Source organism: Prosthecobacter vanneervenii, assembly GCF_014203095.1.
GTDB classification, from domain to species: Bacteria; Verrucomicrobiota; Verrucomicrobiia; order Verrucomicrobiales; family Verrucomicrobiaceae; genus Prosthecobacter; species Prosthecobacter vanneervenii.
Genome location: NZ_JACHIG010000008.1, coordinates 72,073 through 94,379 on the forward strand (window position 1 = coordinate 72,073; position 22,307 = coordinate 94,379).

The 22,307-nt window shown below is 59.9% G+C and carries 13 protein-coding genes and 1 other RNA gene; 6 read left to right on the forward strand and 8 right to left on the reverse strand.

Features of this window, described 5'->3' with window-relative positions:
• Window positions 1–67 precede the first annotated feature (67 nt).
• Window positions 68–1,966: a sulfatase-like hydrolase/transferase gene (locus HNQ65_RS17735; protein ID WP_184341403.1), complete on the reverse strand. Its 1,899-nt coding sequence runs from the start codon at window positions 1,964–1,966 to the stop codon at window positions 68–70.
• Window positions 1,967–2,071: 105 nt separating this feature from the next.
• Here HNQ65_RS17735 and HNQ65_RS17740 point away from each other — a divergent pair, with 105 nt between their 5' ends.
• Window positions 2,072–3,376, forward strand: coding sequence for an ATP-dependent 6-phosphofructokinase (locus HNQ65_RS17740; RefSeq protein ID WP_184341405.1), 1,305 nt, complete (start codon window positions 2,072–2,074; stop codon window positions 3,374–3,376).
• Window positions 3,377–3,403: 27 nt separating this feature from the next.
• Here HNQ65_RS17740 and HNQ65_RS17745 read toward each other — a convergent pair whose 3' ends face one another.
• Window positions 3,404–5,734 (reverse strand): sialidase family protein, encoded by a 2,331-nt coding sequence (locus HNQ65_RS17745; protein ID WP_184341407.1) that lies wholly within the window; start codon window positions 5,732–5,734, stop codon window positions 3,404–3,406.
• Window positions 5,735–5,817: 83 nt separating this feature from the next.
• On the reverse strand, window positions 5,818–6,942 hold the full coding sequence (locus tag HNQ65_RS17750; protein WP_184341409.1) for a purple acid phosphatase family protein: 1,125 nt from the start codon (window positions 6,940–6,942) through the stop codon (window positions 5,818–5,820).
• 169 nt (window positions 6,943–7,111) lie between these two features.
• On the opposite strand from HNQ65_RS17750, the gene ssrS reads away from it, so the two are divergent.
• A non-coding RNA gene (gene ssrS, locus HNQ65_RS17755) (6S RNA) lies at window positions 7,112–7,292 on the forward strand.
• Between the two features lie 66 nt (window positions 7,293–7,358).
• On the opposite strand, the gene HNQ65_RS17760 is transcribed toward ssrS, so the two are convergent.
• A complete protein-coding gene (locus HNQ65_RS17760; RefSeq protein WP_184341411.1) occupies window positions 7,359–8,261 on the reverse strand; it encodes a polysaccharide deacetylase family protein in 903 nt (300 codons plus the stop codon).
• Window positions 8,262–8,367: 106 nt separating this feature from the next.
• Window positions 8,368–9,072, reverse strand: coding sequence for a 16S rRNA pseudouridine(516) synthase (locus HNQ65_RS17765; RefSeq protein ID WP_184341413.1), 705 nt, complete (start codon window positions 9,070–9,072; stop codon window positions 8,368–8,370).
• Between the two features lie 247 nt (window positions 9,073–9,319).
• Here HNQ65_RS17765 and HNQ65_RS17770 point away from each other — a divergent pair, with 247 nt between their 5' ends.
• Genes HNQ65_RS17770 through HNQ65_RS17780 form a run of 3 tightly spaced genes read left to right on the forward strand, consistent with a single transcriptional unit; the run spans window position 9,320 to window position 18,201 of the window.
• Window positions 9,320–10,066, forward strand: a complete 747-nt coding sequence (locus tag HNQ65_RS17770; protein WP_184341415.1) for a tetratricopeptide repeat protein — start codon at window positions 9,320–9,322, stop codon at window positions 10,064–10,066.
• Between the two features lie 35 nt (window positions 10,067–10,101).
• The gene (locus HNQ65_RS17775) at window positions 10,102–17,556 is read left to right on the forward strand and encodes an Ig-like domain-containing protein (protein WP_221306208.1); all 7,455 of its coding nucleotides are present in this window, start codon (window positions 10,102–10,104) and stop codon (window positions 17,554–17,556) included.
• A 36-nt stretch (window positions 17,557–17,592) separates the two neighbouring features.
• On the forward strand, window positions 17,593–18,201 hold the full coding sequence (locus tag HNQ65_RS17780; RefSeq protein WP_184341419.1) for a PEP-CTERM sorting domain-containing protein: 609 nt from the start codon (window positions 17,593–17,595) through the stop codon (window positions 18,199–18,201).
• A gap of 1 nt (window position 18,202) precedes the next feature.
• Here HNQ65_RS17780 and HNQ65_RS17785 read toward each other — a convergent pair whose 3' ends face one another.
• Window positions 18,203–18,751, reverse strand: a complete 549-nt coding sequence (locus tag HNQ65_RS17785; protein ID WP_184341422.1) for an SCO family protein — start codon at window positions 18,749–18,751, stop codon at window positions 18,203–18,205.
• Between the two features lie 99 nt (window positions 18,752–18,850).
• Here HNQ65_RS17785 and HNQ65_RS17790 point away from each other — a divergent pair, with 99 nt between their 5' ends.
• A complete protein-coding gene (locus HNQ65_RS17790) occupies window positions 18,851–20,419 on the forward strand; it encodes a multicopper oxidase domain-containing protein (protein WP_184341424.1) in 1,569 nt (522 codons plus the stop codon).
• A gap of 19 nt (window positions 20,420–20,438) precedes the next feature.
• Here the strand turns inward: HNQ65_RS17790 and HNQ65_RS17795 are convergent, their stop codons facing one another.
• Together HNQ65_RS17795 and HNQ65_RS17800 are read right to left on the reverse strand one after the other, a co-directional pair.
• The gene (locus HNQ65_RS17795; protein WP_184341426.1) at window positions 20,439–20,774 is read right to left on the reverse strand and encodes a hypothetical protein; all 336 of its coding nucleotides are present in this window, start codon (window positions 20,772–20,774) and stop codon (window positions 20,439–20,441) included.
• Window positions 20,775–20,801: 27 nt separating this feature from the next.
• A complete protein-coding gene (locus HNQ65_RS17800; protein WP_184341429.1) occupies window positions 20,802–22,292 on the reverse strand; it encodes an Hsp70 family protein in 1,491 nt (496 codons plus the stop codon).
• Window positions 22,293–22,307: the final 15 nt, after the last annotated feature.

The following is a 22,307-nucleotide window of genomic DNA, read 5'->3' on the forward strand; positions in this document are numbered from 1 at the left end:
GGACGGGATACACTCTTTTGCAACAGGCTTGTGCTCCTCGTCAAAAAGATGTGCGGCTGTGCTTCACTCACTCGGTGGAGATCTTCAGCCCATCGATCTTTCCTTCCAATCGGTTCTTGGCATGATAGGCGGCCACTGGCCTCGCATCATCATGCCCGATGCAGAAGTTCTCCTGTGGCTGGCGTCCCACGAGACTTTTTGCCTGCGCTGTGGCCACGACTTCGCCGTTGACCGTGAGCGTCATGTTCCGGTCCTTGGCCAGCCGGGCAGAGATTTTGGCACTGCCAGTCACCACGCCTGGAGACACCACCTCCGTAATGGCGTCCCCACCTCCATAACGCACCGTGAAAACGACATGCCCTCCGCGTAAATGCAGGGCATATCCGGCTGAGGCACCGCCATGCGCCACCAGAACCACATCTGCCTCTGCCGTTTCCACCGTGCAGGAAATCGTGAAGCCTCTCCCGGCAATCTGCGGAGCGGCATCACTTGTCAGTGTGTCGCCAGGTTTCAGTTCTGCCAGCTCCTTGTCAGGCTGTTTCTTTCCTTTGGGAGCGACCTTCTTTCCGCCACCGGTTTCACTGGATGGATATAGCAACTGCGGATTCTCCACCTCTCCGGCAGGCCGACGCGACTTGGGCTCGTTCCCTCCGATCTCCTCGCTCATCTTGGTGGCCAGAGCCTGCAGCTTCTGAACGATCTCCGGATGCTTGTCCGCCAGATTGGTCCTCTCGTCGATCTCCTGATCGAGATTGTATAGTCTCGGATTCACCTTCGAGTCTTCGGCAATGACGCCCTTGGTCTTCGGATCCGATTGCGGGACCAAGGCGAGCTTCCATGGCCCCTGTCGAACGGCCTGGAGATTGTAGCTCCCAAAGTAGTAATGCGCCTCGCGCTGCGATTCCTTGGTCTGCCCAAATAGCAGCGGCGAGATGTCGCGTCCGTCGATCACTGGTTCGGTAGGCACCATGCCGCCTGCCAGTTTCACACAGGTGGGCAGCAGGTCGATGGTGCCCGCCACAGCATCGCACACACTTCCTGGCGCGATCTTGCCCGGCCACCAGGCCAGCGAGGGCTCACGCACTCCTCCCTCCCAGGTGCTGCCCTTGCCTCCACGCAGAGGCAGCGCACTGCCACCATCCAGGCCTTTCACCAGCCAGGGTCCGTTGTCGCTGGTAAAAACCACCAGCGTGTTTTCATCCAGCTTCAGCTCACGCAGCGTGTCCAGCACACGACCCACGCTCCAGTCCACCTCCTCCACCCAGTCGCCAAAGCGCCCGTTTTGTGACTTCCCTTGAAACGCCTTGCCTGGATGGATGGGCGTGTGGACTGCCGTGTGGGGAAAGTAGAGAAAGAATGGCCGGCTCTGATTGGCCCGGATGAATCCTACAGCCTCATCCGTGTAGCGCTCCTCGATGCGGCTCTGGTCCTCCTCCGTCAACAGTTCCACCACTTTGTCATCGCGCACCAGCGGCACCACCTTCTGCCCGCTTTTCTTCGCGGTCTTTTGCATGTCATTGGAGTATGGGATGCCCAGATAGTGGTCAAAGCCCTGCTTTGTCGGCAGAAACTCCGGCTGATCTCCCAGATGCCACTTGCCCACGATCTGCGTCGCATAGCCTTTCTCTTTCAGGTATTCGGCGATGGTGCGCTCCTGCGGATGCAGCCCGTTTTTGCTCCCCGGCGGATACACCCCTGGCACTGAAATGCGTGCCCCATAGCATCCCGTCATCAACTGCGCGCGTGACACACTGCATACCGGCGCGGCGTAAAAGCTTGTCAGCTTCATCCCCTCCCGTGCCATGCGGTCCAGATTTGGTGTCTTCTGCTTCGTGGCGCCAAAGGGCCCGATGTCCGCATACCCAAGGTCATCTACAAATAGAATAACGATGTTGGGCGGCGCTGAATACGCCGACACCGTTATGACAAATACAACAACAAAGCAGAGCTGCGTCAGCAATTTCATGATCGGGAGGGACAGTGAACGCGCTGCAATGCCTTTTGTGTCAGGCAAGTGCAGCAAGGAGCGGGAGAATGGCACTTCTCCTGCTCTATCTGCACTCAGCCAGCCATGACCCCAGCCCCACCCGACACGAGCATTTCCACGCTCGGCCCATGCCTCATCCCCTCGCCCGTGCACCGCATCGGCGGCGTAGAGGCCCCTTTCAAAGAGGATGCCGTGGACCGCATCCTGTACCACAGCCACGTTCTTGAAGATGGCCGCGACTCCTCGACTCCCAGCTATGAAGAAGCAGGCCCGAGGGAAAAAATATATTTCGACCCACCCAAGACCACCGTCGGCATCGTGACCTGCGGCGGCCTCTGCCCAGGCCTCAATGACATCATCCGCGGCATCGTGAATCGCTGTCACAAACAGTACGGCGTCGCTCGCGTCTATGGTTTCCGCTACGGCTACGAGGGTCTGGTGCAACGCTTTGGCCACACGCCGTTGTTATTAAAACCCTCCTCCGTGGAGCAGGCGCACCATTTTGGCGGCACCCTGCTGGGCAGCTCCCGTGGCAAGCAGGACATCGGCGAGATGGTGGACACCCTCGAAGACATGAAGGTGGACATTCTCTTTGTCATCGGCGGGGACGGCACCCTGCGCGGCGCAGCGGAGATCGTGAAGGAGATCGAGCGCCGCGGACTGAAAAAAGCCGTCGTCGGCATTCCCAAGACCATCGACAACGACATCCGCTACCTCGACAAGAGCTTCGGCTTCGAAACCGCGTTTGACGCCGCCGTGCAGGCCGTCAACTGCGCCTACATCGAGGCCACCGGTGCCGTTAATGGCGTCGGCCTCGTCAAGCTCATGGGTCGCGACTCCGGCTTCATCGCCTGCTATGCCGCCCTGGCGGGCAGCAATGTGGATTTCGTCCTCGTTCCTGAAGTGCCTTTTGAGCTCGAGGGAGAAGGCGGCTTGCTTGAAGTTCTGCGCCAAAAGCTGATGAAGCGCGGCAGCGCTGTCATCGTGGTCGCAGAGGGCGCAGGCCAGCACCTCATGCAGACCGGCGACGACACCGACGCCAGCGGAAACAAGCGCTATGGCGACATCGGCCTCTTCTTGAAGGACCGCATCAATGCCTTCTTCAAGCAGCGCAAAACCGAGGTAAACCTCAAATACATCGATCCCAGCTACATCGTGCGCAGCGTGCCTGCCAACGCACAGGACAACGTGTACTGCTCCCGCCTGGCCCAGAACGCCGTGCACGCAGCCATGGCCGGCAAGACCAACATGCTCGTGGGCCGCTGGCACAATTCCTACATCCACCTCCCTCTAGAGCTGGTCATTCACGGCCGCCGCAAGGTGGACCCCACCCAGGAGCTCTGGCACAGCGTCCTGGAATGCACCGGTCAGCCTGCCGTGATGAAGTGAGGAGCGCGTCGTCCTTGATCAAAGCCGCTACTTCAGCGGCGGCAGCTTCGCGCTGTAATGCACCGCCCGATGGCGGTTGTCATCAAAGGCAAAGTGCAGCCACTGCTTGTCCTTGCTCACAAAACCGTCCGGGTAGTTCATCCGTCCCTTCGGCCCGTCCACCGACTCCTGCTGCAGCACACGCTGGTAGGGCCAGGTCTTCATGCCGTCAAAGCTGATCCACAGCGCCATCGGACTGCGGTGCTTGCTGTTCGGATTGTGCAGGATCGCCACCGTATCGCCGCCCAGATTGTAGAGTGTCGTCTTGCTGCCAGGATTCGGAATCGGAGTGATGCTGGCAAACTCCGGCCAAGTCAGCCCGCCGTCCTTGCTCTCCGCTTTGTAAAGCATACCGCCCAGCCCATCCCCACGAATCACCATCGTGATGCGTCCATCGGGATGCTCAAAGAGGTCATTTTCCGCCCAGCCGAAATAGCGGCTGTTCGGAGTCAGGCGGATGTTCCCATGCTCGCTCCACGTCTTACCTCCGTCCTTGCTGATCAGCACCCCGTTGCGCGGATTGGTAAAGTCGCGCTCCAGCGGCGGGCGGTCCTGCTGGTCATCAGGTCCGATGTAATGCTGAAAGGGGGCCATGATCCGCCCGTCTTTGCACACGATATGCTTGCGGATAAACGTGCGCTCCTTCAGCCGACCTGGCACTTCATACGGCTTGCTCCAGGTCTTGAACGAATCATCGCTGGTGAGAAACCACGAGCGCCAGTCGTTGGCCCAGTGCTTCGAATGGGTGGAGAAAAACAACGTGCTGCGCTGTCCCAAAATCATGAGCTCAGTCGGCCCCTGACCGATCGTCTTGCCCTCGCGGGGAAAGCCCACGTCAAAACGATCCAGCGGCGTCCATGTCTTGCCCATGTCATGGCTACGGGTCACGCCCGTGTAGTTGAGCGGGCTCGGTTCCGTGTCACCACCGGCCAGCATGAAGAGAATCCATGAGCCGTCTGGCAGTTCGCGCAGCGTGGTGTCGCACACCATCTTGTTTGGCGTCACCCCATCATACGGTATGCTCTTGAAGTCCTGCTTCGCATCCTCAAGCGCTTGTGCGGCCCACTTGGGGTCTGGCGTGATGGCCTTCGGCAGCTTCGGAGCCAGCGCCTTGTTCACTAGATCCTTGCCCACCTTCGCCCGGCGCTTGATCTCCTCTGGATCCATCGTCAGCTTGCCGATCTCCGCCTGCTTCTGCATGTCCTCCTCCGTAAACTTCACATGCAGGATCTCCGCATCGGTATGACGGTTCCAGTCATAGAGGATGTGGATGTCTCCATTCGGAGCCTGAAAGCCATCCGGATAAGACACCTCACTGCGGTCATCAATGAGGAACCCCTTGCCCCAGGTCTTGCCATCATCCTCGGAAAGAAAGGCCTTCAAATTCGAGCGACGCGGCAGCCGCACATTGATCGGTCCGTTCTTCACCAAGATCAGTTTTCCCGATGCCAGACGGCGGATGAAAAACCGCGCACTGCAATTTTGAATCGAAGAAGGCTGCGGCTCGCTCCATGTCGCGCCTTTGTCAGTGGATACGCTCTCGCTGATTCCGTCCTTGGTGCGTGCCAGCATCCACAGGCTGCCATCCTTGCGCTCCACGATCATATGCTCATCGAAGTCCGTGCGTGGGAAAGCCACGCCCCCACGCCGTGTCCACGTCTTCCCCTGGTCCGTGCTGGCAAACACATTCGCCATGCGGATCACATCCAGATCTTTGTGCGCCTCCTTGTCCACTCCGGGTCCATTCATGCGGTCGCGCGTCCATAGAGAGACCGGCAACAGCCAGTCACCATTGCTCAGGACCGTGGGCTTGTTCAGCGTGCAGCCATCCGCAAAACGTACCGGCTCCGTCCACTTCGGCTCCGCAGCATCTGGATCGTCGCAGCGGATGTACCAGTCTCCGCCGCGTCCATCGAAATACCCCAGGCTCTGGTCAAAGAAGCACCACAGCCGCCCCAGTGGATCGGTCCACAGATTCCCCACCAGCGCACGGCGCTCATACTTCACGCCATTGAGTTCTCCATCCTGCGGGTCGATCACCACCTTCGGGTTGCTCCATGTCTTGCCGTCATCATCGCTCGTTGCCAGCATGAAAAAGCCATTGGGCGAATCCCCGTTGCCCACCCACGCCGCCCACAAGCGCCCCTTCGGCGTGCGGTCCAGGCCGATGATCATGTTCCCCGGCCGCTTCTCCGCATCATACTCAGGCCCCGGCTGCGTATTGATGACCGGCGCTTCGAGCGCAAGATCAAGCACGGCCTTGTCCTGCGCAACGAGCTGCGCAGCGAACAGTGAAAAAAGCAGAAGCGTGTGTTTCATGGTTGGATGTGTTTACCAAAACGCCCACAAGCCCCCTCTTCACAGCTCCGGGCTCGCAATTCACGGTGTTATGTTAACACCTCTCACTTGGCCGGATAGACCTGCTCGTCCAGCACCTCGCCAGCCAGGCTCTTGATCTGGATCTTCATCGGAGCCTTTGGCCTGAAGCTCAGCAGCACATAGCTGTGCTCGCTCGCAAAAAAGGCCGACTTCGGATCCGGATAGCGATCCCCGTTTCCTTTGAGCGCGGTGTTGTAATACGGGAAACCATCGACCACAGCCCGCTCCGCGAAATAACCAAATCCAGTGATGACCGCAGAGCCCCGTTCAAACAACCTCCCCCATTCGCCCTTCAACTGACCACGCATCGTCGCATTGCGCTCATTCTGCAGGGTGATCGTGTGCCCCGGATGCGCAGGCTCCATCTGCTTCCGATACCAGGCCAGTTGCTCACATGCTGCGTCAAACGGATGCCCCGTCTGCCAGGTCGTTCCCATGTCCTGAATGTGCTCCAGATCCAGGGCGGCAAACCGTGCGCCAAAATCCGGAAAGCTGAGCACCCAGTTCCACTCATTTCCTGGCAGCGCAAAAAACTCACGATACGCAGCCGCCTCCACATCATACACCGCCTCGGGCGGCGGTTTCGGCCCGCGCGAACGAATCTCCCGGTCATGATTCCCTAGGATCGGCATGAAAGGCACGCTGCGAAAAAGCTCCGGCTGTGAATCGATCAAAGCGCTGAACGCCTTCGTCCCTTCCCTGCCTTTCTCATGCAGGCTGCTGACATTGTCTCCAGCCGTCATCAGCACATGCACATCATCCTTGATCAGCGCGGACAGATCCGGCTGCGCAAAACCCCAGTCTCCCACCACTGCGGCACGCAGCTCCTGTTTTGGCATGCCCTTGAAGGTATAGACCTCTGAAGCCACGCCACCAGAGCGCACTTGATAGTGATAAACCGCATCTTTGTCAGAAAGAGGGATCTCCACATGATGCAGCGTGACTTTTTCTTCCTTGGCGATCCTGCCACCCAGCGCTGCGCTGATTCCAAATAGCACTTCCGAATCTCCCAGCTCCTCGGTTTCCCAGTTCACCGTTATATGGGTCGGCTCCTCACGCTGAAAGCTCAGCCAGAGACGTCGAATATCAGAAGCGGCAACGGCATCTGCCGCGCATACGAGGAATAGAAGAAAAGCAAAACGGCTCATGGCTGGATGGGAAGATGAACAAACGCCCTCTGCGCCCAAATTTCTCCCACAAAGGCTGCTCGACACCGTCCTTGATCCGGCCCGCATCTGGGAGTAGCTTCCGTCATCTCGGACACGGTTCATTCAGCCTTGTCCGGCTCTTTGAAATTTGCCACCTCGGTGGCATCTAAATTTCCTGCAGTGTTCGTTTTCGAGCTTTGCGGCCCGGCCCGATTAATCTAACCCGGGGGCTGCGCGCTGAGGTGATATGTCATGCCTTCACTGGAAGACAGAGCCTCATACCGCGGGTCCCCACCTGGACTCATGGGATACGTGAGCCCTTTGCACCGGACGGCACAGGTGGGTCTGAAAGCGTCCCGGCTCCGCCCGGGGCGCTTTCCTTTTTTCAGACAAGGCGCTTCATTATGCGCCGCTGATCATGCACTCGGCTTTTTCTCCGGCAGCGGCTTCGGATCATGCTCCTCAACCTTGTCCGCAGGGCGAACGATCACCCCGACGGGCATCGAGGCCTTTTCCATGTTCAGGAGCTGGCTCACGGTCACAAACTGGTATCCCTGGGACAATAGCTGGTCAAACATCGCCGGCATGGCGGTGATCGTCGGCGGATGGATGTCATGAGACAGCATGATCGCTCCCGGATGCGCCCCGTTCACCAGACGGCTGGTCACCGCGGCCACGCCAGGACGGCGCCAGTCCTGCGGATCCACCGACCACATGATGGTGGAGTAGCCAAACTCGGTAAACATCAGGTTCTTGATGCGTGTGTTGACGGCACCATAAGGCGGACGCACCAGATGCGGTCGCACACCGGCCACTTCAAAAACGGCGTCTTCAGATTTTTTCAGCTCGCTGCGAATCTGATCATCTGAACGGCTCGTGAGGCTGCAGTGCGTCCAGGTATGGTTCCCGATCTCATGCCCTTCGGCAATGATGCGGCGCACGATGTCCGGGTACATCTTCACCTGCTGGCCAATCAGGAAGAACGTGCACTTGATGTTTCGCTCCTTCAGGAGGTCCAGCAGCTTCGGCGTCAGGCTCGGATGCGGGCCGTCGTCAAAGGTCATCGCCAGAGTCTTCTGCGAGATCTTCACCGAGGAATACGAAATCCGCGCCCCAGCAGGAGGCACCGGTGGCATCGTGGAGGGATTGTTCAGCCGCTTCACCAGAGGGTTTTCCTTGGCTTTATCCTTGTCCTTTTCTTCAAGCGGCAGCGCCTTGCGCGCCTCTTCAATGGCGAGTTTGTCCGGCTTTGCCGCCTTCTGTGTCGTGCAGCCGGACTGAGCTGCCAACATGATGCCAAACCAAATACTGAGGTACATGCGTGGGGGGATCACAATGCACTGAGATTAAGGGCTGAAATTCATCTGCGAAAGCTGGATTTTCTGAAAAACAAACAATCACCAGAACACGCTTCCACAGCTGTTTTCATTCATCACCAGCTGCTGCGAGCACCTCCTCGCGAGTGAGTTCACGCCATGCTCCAGCGGGCAGGTCTTCAGGCAAAGTCAGAGTGCCGATGCTTTCGCGGTGCAGTTTCACCACCAGGTTCTCCACCCGATGAAACATGCGCTTCACCTGATGATAGCGCCCCTCATGCAGAGTCAGCCTGGCGCTGCGCTCTCCCAGGATCTCCAGCTCAGCCGGCAGCGTGGTGATGTCTTCCGTATGAAAATAAAACCCGCGTGCAAACGCCTCCACAGCATCTGGAGAAATGGGGTCCAGCGTTTCGACCAAGTACACTTTCGGCACCTTCTCCTCCGCCGCCATCAGCCGCTTGGACCACCGCCCGTCATTCGTCAGCAGTACCAGTCCAGATGTGCTACGATCCAGCCTCCCCGCGATGTGCAGCCTGTGCTTGTCCGGATCATCGATCAAATCGATCACCGTCTGAAACTGGTCGTCCTTGGTCGCGCTCAGGATTCCCACCGGCTTGTGCAGCATGAGGTACAGCGCCCTTTCCGGTGCCTGCACCAGCACATGATCCATCTCCACCTTCATGAAGCGGTCCACAGGATGATGACTGTCTGTCACCACCACGCCATCCACCCGCACGCGCCTTGTGGCGATGGCATGATGCGCCGCCTGCCTGCCCTGCGATTGGTGGCCTGCTATCAATCGATCCAGTTTCATGCCGTGAGTTGCATCATGAGGCACTTCTTTAGACGCAAGTGCCGATTCAGTCACATGCACATGTGACGAAAAACTCACTGCCAACTTTGTGACCATCTCTCAGCGGAAAGGCGTGGTGTCATTGGCATGGATAAGCGGTATGCTTACCCGTTTGACATGCACCGCTGCACTAGCCTGGCTGGCTGTGGCACAGTCCCTTGCAGCTCATGGCTCATTCCATGAGATGATGGATGAGCTGGCCCTCGAGATGGCCGCTCGGCCACAGGATTCCATTCTTTATGTACGCCGCACTCAGCTCTACCTCGAACACGGCGAATGGAAGGCCGCTCTCACGGACATCGAGCGAGCGGAACGACTCGGCAGCGATACCGCCGCGCTGGATCTCCTGCGTGCCCAGGCTCTCGCATTGGGTGGATTGAATTCCCAGGCGGAAGCCCTCCTGTCCGACTTCCTCAAAGATCATCCGGAGCACGGCTTTGCACACCTGGTGCATGCACGTGTGCTGGCCAAAATGGAGCGGTTTGAGGCGTCTCTCAAAGCCTACCGCACCGGCCTGCGCCGCACGGCAGATCCAGAGCCGGATCTGTACCTGGAAATCGCACAAGCGCTCACGGCGCAAAAACTGGCCACCGAAGCTGTCGAACTGCTCCAGCTCGGCATCGCGAGACGCGGCAATGTTCCTTCTCTGGTGCTCAAGGTCATGGAGTTGGAGATCGCCCAGGCAAAATACGACGCAGCCCTGGCCCGCGTGGATGTGATGCAGCAGCAGGCTCCACGCCCGGAGCCCTGGATGGCCAGGCGCGCCGCACTCCTGCAGCAGGCGGGCCGCACCCAGGAAGCCCGCGCTGCCTGGACGACTCTCCGTGATCGCATTCTCGGACTCCCAAATCTGGAACGTGGTTCCCATGCCATGAGCCTCATTCTTGAAGAAACCCAGCGGGCGCTAGCAGCCCCCGCTTCTGCTGCCCCTGAGACCTCCACTCCCTCCCTATGACATCCTTGCGCCTGACTGCGCTGTTCCTTGCAGCCATGACTTGCACCTCCGCTCTGTACGCGGCGAACTTCAACGGCATCTTCGTCGAAAACTTCGACTCCATGGGCACGTCCGGCACCACGCCGCCGTCCGGCTGGTCAGTCTATGGTGTTTTTGGCGGCAGCAGCACCACCTGGACCTCTTCCATCCCAGCCAGTGCTGTGGCTGGCGGCACCCTGACAACCTCCCTGACAGCTGCCACCACCTACACCGCCACCAGCAACACCAACGGATTCAACTACGCCACCAGCACCGCCACCAGCGACCGTAGTCTCGGCACCTCGCCCACCACGGGCGCAGGGGTGGCGCTGCAGCTCTCGCTGACCAACACCACCGGCGCATCCGTCAACTCGGTCCAGATCAGCTACGACACACGCGCCTTCACCGCAGCCACATCGGCCAATGAACTGCCGGGTTACTGGCTCTTCTACAGCCTCGACAACGGCACCACCTGGACCAACGTTTCCGCCACCAATCCCACGATCACCACGGTTCCAAACACCGCCGGTTCCTACGTCACTGCCCCCGCCACGATCACACTCGGCAGTGCATGGGCCAGCAGCGGCACACTCCTGCTCCGCTGGGTGGATGACAATGCACAGCAGACCTCGCCAGACCAGGTGATCGGCCTGGATAATGTGACCATCTCGCTCCCGGTCACCACATCCAGCAATCAGGCGCTGCTTTTCAACAGCAATCGCTATATCACCATGGGCGCCGCCACCGCCACGCTGGGCGCCAGCAATCTAACCCTGGAGTGCTGGTTCAAGCGCACCGGCTCGGGCACCGCGACCTCGACAGGTACTGGCGGTGTCACCAATGCCATCCCGCTCGTCACCAAAGGACGCGCTGAAGCAGACGGCAGCAATGTGGACTGCAATTACTTCTTCGGTATTGACGCCTCGACCAACAAACTCTGCGCCGACTTTGAAGCCCAGGCCGGTGTTAGCGGAATCACCGCCGGGCAGAACTACCCCATCATCGGCAGCACCGTCATTCAGAACGACACCTGGTATCATGCAGCAGTGACGTATGACACCAGCACCTATACCTGGAATCTCTACCTGAATGGCGTGCTGGATGCCACCTTCACCAATCCCACCGGCGCAGCTCCTCGCAACGACAGCATACAGCACTTCGGCATCGGCACCGCCATGACTTCCACCGGCGCGGCCGCTGGCTGGTTCCAGGGAGTCATCGACGAAGTCCGTGTGTGGAACATAGCGCGCACGGCCACACAGATTGCCGCAAGCAAAAGCTCGGAGATAACCACCGCTACCACCGGTTTGCTCGCCCGCTACGGACTGAATGAAGGCACTGGCACTTCCGTCAGCAACACCGTGGGCACCGCCGGTGCTCCCACAGGCACGCTGACCAACAGCCCGATGTGGATCAACGGAGCTCCCTTCAACACGAACGTCGCCCCCACTGCCGCCCTGACGGCTCCTGCAACTGGCACAACAGCCACTGTTAGCGCCGGTGTCTCACTCACCGCGACAGCCTCAGACACCGACGGCACCGTGGCTCAGGTCGAGTTCCTGCGAGATGGCAGCGTCGTCGGCACCGTCACCTCCTCACCCTACACCTTCACTGATTCCACCGTCACCGCAGGCGTGCACACCTACGCGGCCCGTGCCACTGACAACGGCGGCGCAGCCACCACGAGCAGCACGGTCACCGTGAGCGTTCTCACAAGCGCGACTAAGACAGCGCTGCTCTTTGACGGTGTGAACGACTACGTCACCATGGGTGTCGCCCCGGAACTCAATGCAGGCGGCCCACCCTCCAATGGGTTCACGCTGGAGTGCTGGTTCCGCAAAGAAGGCACGGGTGTCACATCGAGTTCCGGCAATGGCGGTGTGACAGGCGTTCCCCTCTTTGGAAAAGGACGCGGCGAGGCGGAAAACAGTAATGTGGACTGCAATTACTTCTTCGGAATCAACACCAGCGGCCTGCTTGTGGCCGACTTCGAAGCTTATCCGGCCACAGGTATTACTGGCGGCCAGAACTACCCCATCACGGGCTCCAATACACCCATCACCAACAACGTCTGGCACCATGCTGCCGCGACCTATGATGGCAACTCCGCCACGTGGACGCTCTATCTGGACGGCGTCTCAGTCGGCACCGCCACCGCTGCTGCCGGCGCTCTGCCGCGTTACGATTCCATCCAGCATTTCGGCATCGGCGCAGCATTCACCTCCGCCGGTGTGGCAGAGGGGGCCTTCGCAGGCCGCATCGATGAAGTGCGCGTCTGGAACTACGCCCGCAGCGCCAGTGAGATCGCCGGCGCCAAAGATTATGAAATCGCCAGCGCCACCGGCCTGATCGGGCGCTACGGTCTGAACGAAGGCACTGGAACCACCACCGCAAACAGCGTCGGCACCGGCGCACCAGTCGGCACGATGACCAATGGTCCCCTCTGGGTGGATGGAGCCGCCTTCACCCCCAATATTCTTCCGACTGTTTCACTGGACGCTCCCACAGCAGCCTACACGGGAACAGCCCCCGCAACGGTGCATTTTGCAGCCACAGCCTCCGACTCCGACGGCAGCATCACCAAAGTGGAGTTCTACAATGGCAGCACCAAAGTGGGGGAGTCCACCAGTGCCCCCTTTGCCTATGACTGGGCCGCTGTCGCTGCCGGAGATTACACACTGAGTGCCAGGGCCATCGACAATCAAGGAGGCACAACCACATCGGCCACCGTCTCAATCACTGTCTCCCCCAATCCCAACAAGGCTCCTGTCATCGCGCTCACTGCTCCGGTGGACAACGCCTCAGGCCTCGGCAGCAGCACAAACCTCAACGTCTCGCTCAGTGATCCCGAGGGTGATGCCATGACGGTGACTTTCTACGGCCGCAAAACCACCCCTTCGACCCCAGGCGCTGATTTCAGCTTCATCGCCGTCCCAGATACTCAGTTCTATTCCGAAAACACCGGCCGCAATGCCTCGGGCGGCAGTTCCGGCGCGGTCGTCAGCCTCTTCAATGCACAGACGCAGTGGATGGTGGACAACCGCAGCACGCGCAACATCGCCTTCGTCAGTCACATGGGGGACATCGTGCAAAATGGCGACACCTATCAGCAGGAATGGATCAATGCAGATGGGGCCATGAAAAAAATCGAAAGCCAGACAAACACCCTGCGCGCCTACGGCATTCCTTGGGGTGGCGCGCCGGGCAATCATGACTTCGGCACCGGCGGCGGCACTGGAACGACCACTTACTACAACCAGTACTTCGGCACCAACCGCTGGGCGGGTCGCAACTACTACGGCGGAAACTTCGGCACCACCAACAACAGCAACTACGAGTTCTTCAGCGCCAGCGGCCTCGACTTCATCGTCATCCATCTCGAATACAATGCTGGCGCGGTCAGCAGCTACCAGGCCATGCTCGACTGGGCGGACGCACTGCTCAAAGCCTACCCAAACCGCCGCGCCATCGTCACCAGCCACTGGATCGTCAACACCGGCAACCCCGCCACATTCAGCACGCAGGGACAGGCCATCTACGACAACCTCAAGGACAACCCCAATCTCTTCCTCATGCTCTGCGGCCATGTGAATGGCGAGGGCAGACGCAGCGACACCTACCAGGGCCGCACCGTTTACAGCATCCTGCAGGACTATCAGGACATCGTGGACGGCGGCCGCGCTTTCATGCGCATTTACACCTTCTCCCCGGCCAACAACCAGATCACCGTGGAAAGCTATTCGCCGACGCTGAATCGCGCCGTCAATGCCAGCGACAGCGTTCCTTCCTGGACCGCAGCCTACACCCTGCCCTACAACATGCAGAGCTCTCTGACGGACTGGGTGCCTCTCGGTACCGCCAGTGTCAGCGCAGGTGGCACCAGTGCCTCGCTCAACTGGACCGGCCTCGAGGCTGGCGGCAGCTACGAATGGTACGCCACCGTCACTGACACGATCAATACCGCCACCAGCACCACACGCCGCTTCAGCACCGCTGCCAACTCCCTGCCTGCGGTAGCCGTTACCTCTCCGGCAGACGGCTCCGGCGTGGCTCTCAACACCGCCATCACCATCAACGCCAGCGCTTCTGACACCGACGGCACTGTGGCCAAAGTCGAGTTCTTTGATGCCGACACCAAGCTGGGGGAAGACACCAGCGCCCCATACTCATTCGCCTGGAGCAACGCCACCGCTGGCAATCACACGCTGACCGCCGTGGCGACTGACAATTCCGGCGGCAGCACCCTTTCCGCTCCCGTCGTCATCTCGGTAAACAACACTCCGCCCACCGTCGCTCTCACCGAACCCGACCCCGGCGAGATCTTTGATTCCCCTGCCTCTATCTACATGACCGCTGATGCCGCTGACACAGACGGCACTGTGGCCAGGGTGGAATACTACGCCAATGGCACCAAGGTGGGAGAGGCCACCACATCGCCGTATGCCTTCTTCTGGAACAATGTTTACACCGGCAGCTACACACTGACCGCTAAAGCCATCGACGATGGCGGCGCATCCACGACTTCGGCCGTGCGCACCGTGAGCGTGACAAACACGGACAACGTGGCTCCCACCGCCGCCATCACCTCCCCCGCAGGTGGCGTGGCTTATGCGGGCGGCATCACCATCACAGCCAGTGCGGCAGACACCGACGGCACCATCACAAAGGTGGAGTTTTTCAATGGTTCCACAAAGCTTGGCGAGGCCACCACCGCCCCCTACAGTCTGCTCTGGAGCAGCGTGGCTGTCGGCACCTACACTCTGACAGTCACATCCACGGACAATGATGGAGCTGCCACCACCTCCTCACCTGTGACCATCAATGTGCAGGCAGCTCCTCTGTCATTCTCGGAAAACTTTGACTCCATGGGCACCAGCGGCACTTCGCCCCCCAGCGGGTGGTCCATGAAAAATGCCAACAGCGGCACCACCAACGCCACCTGGACAGATTCCATTCCGATCCCTGGCAACGGCACCAACAGCGTGTCTGCAATGGTGGCCGCCTCCGGTGCTCTCACCGCCAACAGCGCCCCGAGCGCCACCAACAACAACGGCTACAATGCACAGGGCGCCAGCAGCACTGATCGTGTCCTCTGCACCTCACCCACCTCCGTCGCCGGTGTGGCCATCCAGTGGCAGCTGACAAATACCGGCTCCACCACCATCACGGCGTTGAACATCGGCTATGACACCCGGCGCTACACCGCCGCCTCGACTGCCAATGAGCTGCCGGGCTACTGGCTCTTCTACAGCCTCGACAACGGCACAACCTGGACCAACGTCTCCGACCTCAATCCCACACTCAGCGGCTCCGGGGTGCAGGTGCCAAACACCGTTGGGGTCACGACTATCTCCCCTGCCTACTTCCCCCTCAGCAGCGGCTGGGCTGCCGGCGCCACCCTGCTGCTTCGCTGGGTCGATGACAATGCCGTCGCCACTTCCCCGGACCAGATCATCGGCCTCGACAACGTCACCCTTAGCGCTGCAGGAGCGCAGATCGGTTCAGCACCGTCCGTGGCAGTCACTGCTCCTTTGGCCACAGATGCCTTCACCGCACCTGCCACGATCAACATCTCCGCCAGCGCTAGCGATACCGACGGCACAATCACCAAGGTGGAGTTTTACAATGGCGCGACCAAGCTGGGAGAGGCTTCCACATCACCCTACGGCTATGCTTGGTCCGGCGTGGCCAGCGGCAGCTACAGCCTCACAGCCAGAGCCACGGATAATGATGGCAACATCACCATCTCAAGCGCAGTGGCCATCACCGTCAATGCGGCCCCCGGTTCCGGCACTCTCACCCGCGCCGCCTATCTTCAGCAGGCCGGCCCCACCACCATGACCATCCGCTGGCGCAGCAGCCAGAGCATCGTGGGCCGTGTGAGGTATGGCTCATCTGCCGCCTCACTGACCAGCATCGCAGACGAAACCGCCGCCGCCACAGATCACGAGGTCACACTCACGGGCCTCACCCCCGGCACCACATACTTTTACAGCATCGGCTCTCCCTACGACACGCTCGCAGGCGGAGATGCGGCCCACACCTTCACCACTCCGCCTGTGGCAGGCACCACGCCAAACACCCGCATATGGGTTCTGGGAGATGCAGGCACCGGCACCTCCAGCCAGACCAGCGTGCGAGACGCCTTCTACACCTGGACCGGCAGCCGTGACCCAAACCTCGTGCTCGAGCTTGGCGACAACGCCTACAATTCCGGTCTCGACAGCGAGTTCCAGACCAAAGTCTTCGACATCTACGGCAGCCTCATGAAGCGCGTGCCCTTCTGGTCCTGTCTCGGCAATCACGAGACCAGCCAGGCGACTTCGTTTGTCGACACCTATCCCTATTTCTCAGTCTACACCTTCCCGAAGAATGGCGAATGCGGCGGCGTGGCCTCTGGCTCGGAGCATTACTACTCCTTCGACTACGGCAACATCCACTTCATCACTTTGGATTCGATGACCGCCAGCCGTTCCCCTTCGGGAGCCATGGCCACCTGGCTCAAGAATGATCTCGCCAGCACCACCCGCACCTGGATCATCTGCATCTTCCATCATCCGCCCTACACCAAAGGCTCTCACAATTCGGACACCGAGACCGAGCTCATGGAAATGCGCGCCAACATTCTCCCCATTCTGGAGAATGGCGGTGTCGATCTCGTGCTCTGCGGTCACAGCCACTGCTATGAGCGCTCCTACCTGCTGGATGGGCATTATGGTCTCTCCAGCACGCTGACATCAGCGATGAAGAAAAACGCGGGAGATGGCCGCCCTGCGGGCAATGGCGCCTACATCAAGCCTCTCACCGGCCCGCGCGACCACTTCGGCGCGGTCTACAGCGTGACCGGCTCGGCAGGCCAGACCAGCGGCGGATCGCTCAATCACCCGGCCCATTACATCAGCCTCAATAACCTCGGCTCTCTGGTGCTGGATGTAAACGGCACCACGCTGAACGCCACCTTCCTGCGCGAGACCGGTGCAGTTAACGACTCCTTCACACTCATCAAGCAAGGTGCCGCCGACTCTGATGGCGATGGCCTTACAGATGAATTCGAAATTGCCAACGGCCTCAACCGCAACAGCTCGTCTGATGCCACTACAGACAGCGATGGCGACGGCATCAGCAATCTGGTGGAATTCGCTTTCGGCACCAATCCCAACAGCAGCGATCCTGGAAAGCTCGTGGTTTCAAACGGCACGATCATCAGCCGCGGCCAACCGGATGTCTCCATCACCAGTACGGCGACGAGCGTCGACTTCCGCGCCGACTTCTGCCGCAGAAAAGATCAGTCCACCGCCGGCATCACCTACACCGTTCAGTTCAGCTCAGATCTCACCACCTGGCAGTCCAGCACCGTCACCCCCACCGTCATTGCAGACGACGGCATCTATGAGGTGGTCACCGTCAAATACCCCTTCTTCATCAATGGCCAGAAAGCACGGTTCTTCCGGGTCACGGTCACTCCAAACTAAGGTCTGCAAACGCCACATACCCACCCTGCCACAGATATGAAGCGCCTATTCCTCGCACTCATCCTTGTTCTGCCCGGTTTCTCCCCTGCTGTGAATGCGGCCGTCATCTACAGCGGCCTGCAAAACATCGCCATTCCCACCACCTTTGACGGTGTTTATGTCAACATCGACAATGCCGCCACCAGTTCCTCCACCATCACCGGCTGGGACATCAATCCATTCTTTGGTGGCGCTGGCATCGCCAACAGTTCGGTCTTTCAGCCGGCACGCACGGGCACGGGCAACAGTGATCCCATCGTGCGGTTGAACGGCGGAGACATCGTCGGCAGTGCGTTGAACTTCTCCTCCGGCTTCGGCGGCTCGGGCGATCCGGTTTCCCACCTCGGCTCAGGCCCGGGTCAGTTTGCACCAAGGCAGGAGGGTTACCTTGGCTTTCGCTTCTACACAGACTCCAGCACGGGCCCCTACTATGGCTGGATGCGCGTCATCCTCACGGCCAATTCCTCGGGCGGTTTGATCGAAGACTGGTCCTATGACGACAGCGGCTCCGCCATCACCATTCCTATCACAGCCGCTCCTGAGCCCTCACGCGCTCTCTTCCTCATGCTGGGCTGTCTGGCCGCCGGTTTTCGGCGGCGGCGTTGAGTCACCTCATCGCCTTCTTCAGTTCCCAGGCCAGTTCCTGAGGCGTCCAGGCATTGCCCTCAAACACATGCTGCACTCGCCCCTCGGCATCGATCACCACCGTACGCAGATTGTGGTCGATCATCCCGTCTTTCGACCGCACCTCCAGCCCAAACCACGCCCCCAGCCTGCTTAGCACATCCGGCCTAGCTGTGGCAAAGGTCCACCGCGAGGAGTCCGCACCGTGGGCTCTGGCATACGCCAGCAGCTTCTCAGGCGTGTCATGTTCAGGATCAAATGAGACCGAAAGCAGGTGCCAGTTTTGGTCTGCGCTCATGTCACGCTGCACAGCGGCGAAATGCGCCGTCATGCGCGGACAGTAATCTTTCAGAGGGCAGCGGGTGAAGATGAACGTCAGCGCCAGCGCCTGTCCTTTAAACTGGCACAGCTTCATCTCTCTCCCGTTTGTATCCGTGAGCGTGCAGTCCGGCACGGAGTCTCCCGTCGTCAGAGCCGCAACTTCAGACATAGCCAGCACGGTGCACATCACCAGACACGAGAGCAGTTTCATGTCATACCACTGCATCAGCCCGCCGGATGCATAAGCAACAGTTTTGACACAGGTGGTGCCTTGCTCCTCCAAGGCGCTGCCTGCACTACCCTTTTTATTATGCGGTTGCTCGTCGTTTTCAGCATGGTGCTTGTCGGTTTTGCATCCCAAGTGCTCGCCCAGGTCCCCGCGATCAAACCCACCGTGACTCCTGAAATGGGAGACGTTGGCGGCAAACTTTTCGGCAAGCCTCCTGATCCCGCCAAAACACGCCACTACTACATCGCCGCAGAGCCCGTGCAGTGGGACTACGCACCTTGGGGAAATGACCCGGTCTGCGGTCGCACACTACCGCCCCCAGTGCAGGATCACCGGCCGGTCAGCAAGCTGCGCTACGTGCAGTACACAGATGCCACCTTCACCGCCCGTGTCTTCCCCACCGATCGCCTCGGCATTCTCGGCCCAGTGTTGCGCGGCGTGGTCGGGGAGACGCTGGCCGTCACCTTCCTTAACCGCACCCCACAGCCTCTCTCCATGCATCCTCATGGCGTTCTTTATGACAAAGACAACGAAGGTGTCCTTGATCAGCTGTCGCCAGGACTTGGTGCCGCCATCGCACCTGAGGCCAGGTTTACCTATATGTGGCAGCTCGATGAGTCATCGGGCCCTGCGCCTTCAGAGCCCAGCTCCAAAGGCTGGCTTTACCACAGCCACGTCACCGGCGACAGCGAAGTCAATCAAGGGCTGGTCGGCTTCATCATCGTCACCGATCCCAAGCGGGCGCGCCCCGACGGCACCCCGGCGGATGTGGATCGCGAAATGGCTGGCCTGTTTATGATCTTCGATGAAAGCGGCCTGGATGCAGACGCCCTGGAGGCTCTGGAATACGCCAACCTCCCAGGTGCCAATCCTCAGCAGCGAAGCTGGGCCGAAACTCAGCAGGTCATCGAGGCCGGAAGCCGCCACTGCATCAACGGGCTCGTTTTCGGCAATCTGACCGGCCAGGACATGAATGAAGGCGAACGCGTCCGCTGGTATCTCTTCGGCCTGGGTTCTGAAGACGACTTCCATACCGCGCACTGGCACGGCGCACGTGTCATGGAGGATGCACGCCGCCGTACCGATGTGGTCGAGTTGCTGCCTGCCTCCATGAAAGTGGCCGACATGAAAGCATCCAGCCCCGGTTCCTGGCTATACCACTGCCATGTGTCAGAGCACATGCTGGAGGGCATGTACGCCCGCTACACCATTCATCCCAAAACAGGTCAGGGAGCCAGCCGCGAACCAGCCGTGGCTTTCTTCGGCGCTTCAAAGGGCGACTCCATGCGCATCACCCACGCGGAACTCTCGGAAAGCACCAAGCTGCGGCTCGCAGGAGCCGTCACCGTCTTTGAGGCATTTTCCATTTTCAATCAGCCTCTAAGCCTGGAGCTAGCGGGCCAGACCCTCCTGTTCCAGCCGGATCGCACCGGCCTCGCCACCAGCGGCCAGAACACGCTGCGCATCCGCAACGTCAACCCCTACGGCATTGTCTATGGCGGAAAGATGGAGTTCGAAATCCTTCTCCAAGGCCCTGCCTGGCAGCCGGTCATTGCAAAGCTGAAACCCTCTGAGAACATGCCGGTTAAGCTCCGCATAGGCGGAGCCCTTCACCAGACCCAGACTCGTCCGGTTTGGATCAGGCCCTGAGGCTTGTCGGGCTCTCAGATCAGATCTCGCCAAAATGCTTCTCACGCATCTGCACGATGGCGTCCAGCATCCGCTCCGCCTCGCTGCGCAGTTTCGCGTCCAGGCTGGAGGCGCTGCGGTTGTAGCGTCGGAAGAGCAGCTTCAGCTGCGCCTTCACCTCGTCCTTGGACATCTTGGGCGTGATACCGCAGAGTTCTTCCGGGCTCTTAGGTGGCTCCGCTTTGGCGGCGGCTGGAGCAGAAACTTTGCTCACCTTGTCCAGCAGCGTGCCCTCTTTGGCGGCGGCTGGTTTGGCCTCGGTGGCTTTGGCGGAGCTGCCGAGAGATTTGGAGAGAGATTTGAGGATCTTAAACATGGTGTTGGCTCCTTCTTGGGCTGGCGGTTACTCAATGCGCATCGCGCGAAGATGATGGCTGCGGCGTTTCAGCTCCTCGTCGGAGAGCACTCCCGCACCCTTGTAGGTCACGGCCACCTCCTTGCTGCGGCCCGACTGCTTGTCCACCACCAGTGCACGCACGCGCTGGTTCTCATCGTAGCTGAAGGTCACCGCCACCTCGCAGCCCTTCGGGCGGTTCGGCGGCACATCCAGCGTCAGGCGGCCGATGACATCGACAAACTTTGCGTCTTCATCCTCCCCTTGGGTGATGTCCACCTCGATCACGCGCTCATTGTCCTCGGAGGTCTGATACACCTGCGTGCGTGAGCACGGGATCGGCGTGTTCTTCGGAATCACGATGGAGTTCATGAGCTTCTCCTCCTTCGTCTTGGCATTGTACACCATCGCCAGCGTACCGTAGCTCGCGTTGCACACTTCCTGGATGCGGGAGGACTTCTTGGCAAACAAGGCCGCGCCCAGCGCCACGCACTCGTCCACATTCCCGCACGATTTTGGCGTCTTGCCAAACATCTTTTCCAGCATCGACTTCACCTTCGGGATACGCGTGGAGCCGCCCACCAGTACCACGTGGTCAATGTCAGAGGGCTTCAGCTTCGCGGAATCCAGCGCCTGCTCCACCAGGAAGACGGAGCGGGTCAGCATGTTCCGGATCATCTTCTCAAACTGGTCGCGGCTCAGGTCAATGCGTGCAATGCCGCTGTTCGTGTCATTCGCCACAGTGTCGTTCACACGCTGCAGCTTGGAGAGCATCTTCTTCGCATCCTCCGTAGCCTGCAGCACCCGGCGGCGATGGCGCTCGCCGCTGTAGAGCGCTGCACCAGTCTGTTTCTTGTACTGCTCCTCGTAGGCTTCCAGCAGGATGTCGTCAAAGTTGCTGCCTCCCAGATGGCGCGCACCTTCGGAGGTCAGGATCTTGATGCTGTCGCCATCCACGTCCAGGATCGTCGTGTCCAGCGTGCCGCCGCCCATGTCAAACACCAGGATGCGCCCCTTCACCCCTTGGGAGTGGGCGTAGTAAACCGCAGCCGCAGTCGGCTCGTTCACCAGCCGCCGCACCTTCATGCCCGCCATTTCAGCGGCGGCGATGGTGCTCTTGCGGGCCAGTTCGTTAAAGTTCGCCGGAACGGTGATCACCACCTCGTTGATGTCTCCGCAGATCTTGGAGCAGTCGCGCTTCAGCTTGGAAAGGATCAGCGCGGAGATTTCCGCCGGGGTCCACTTCTTGCCATCGATCTCCACCAGATGCTCCGGATCGTCCATGTATCGCTTGATCTGGAAAATGGTGCGGTCCGGCTCTCCACCATCACGCGCAGCACTGCCCACCAGCTTCACATCTTCATGCGACTCAAAGAACACCACCGAGGGGGTAAGGCGCTCACCATCAGCATTCGGCACGATCTCCGGATTGCCATCAGGTTTGAGATAAGCCAGCCCTGAAAGGGTGGTGCCTAGATCGATTCCAACGTATTCAGCCATAACAATGTGTGTGTG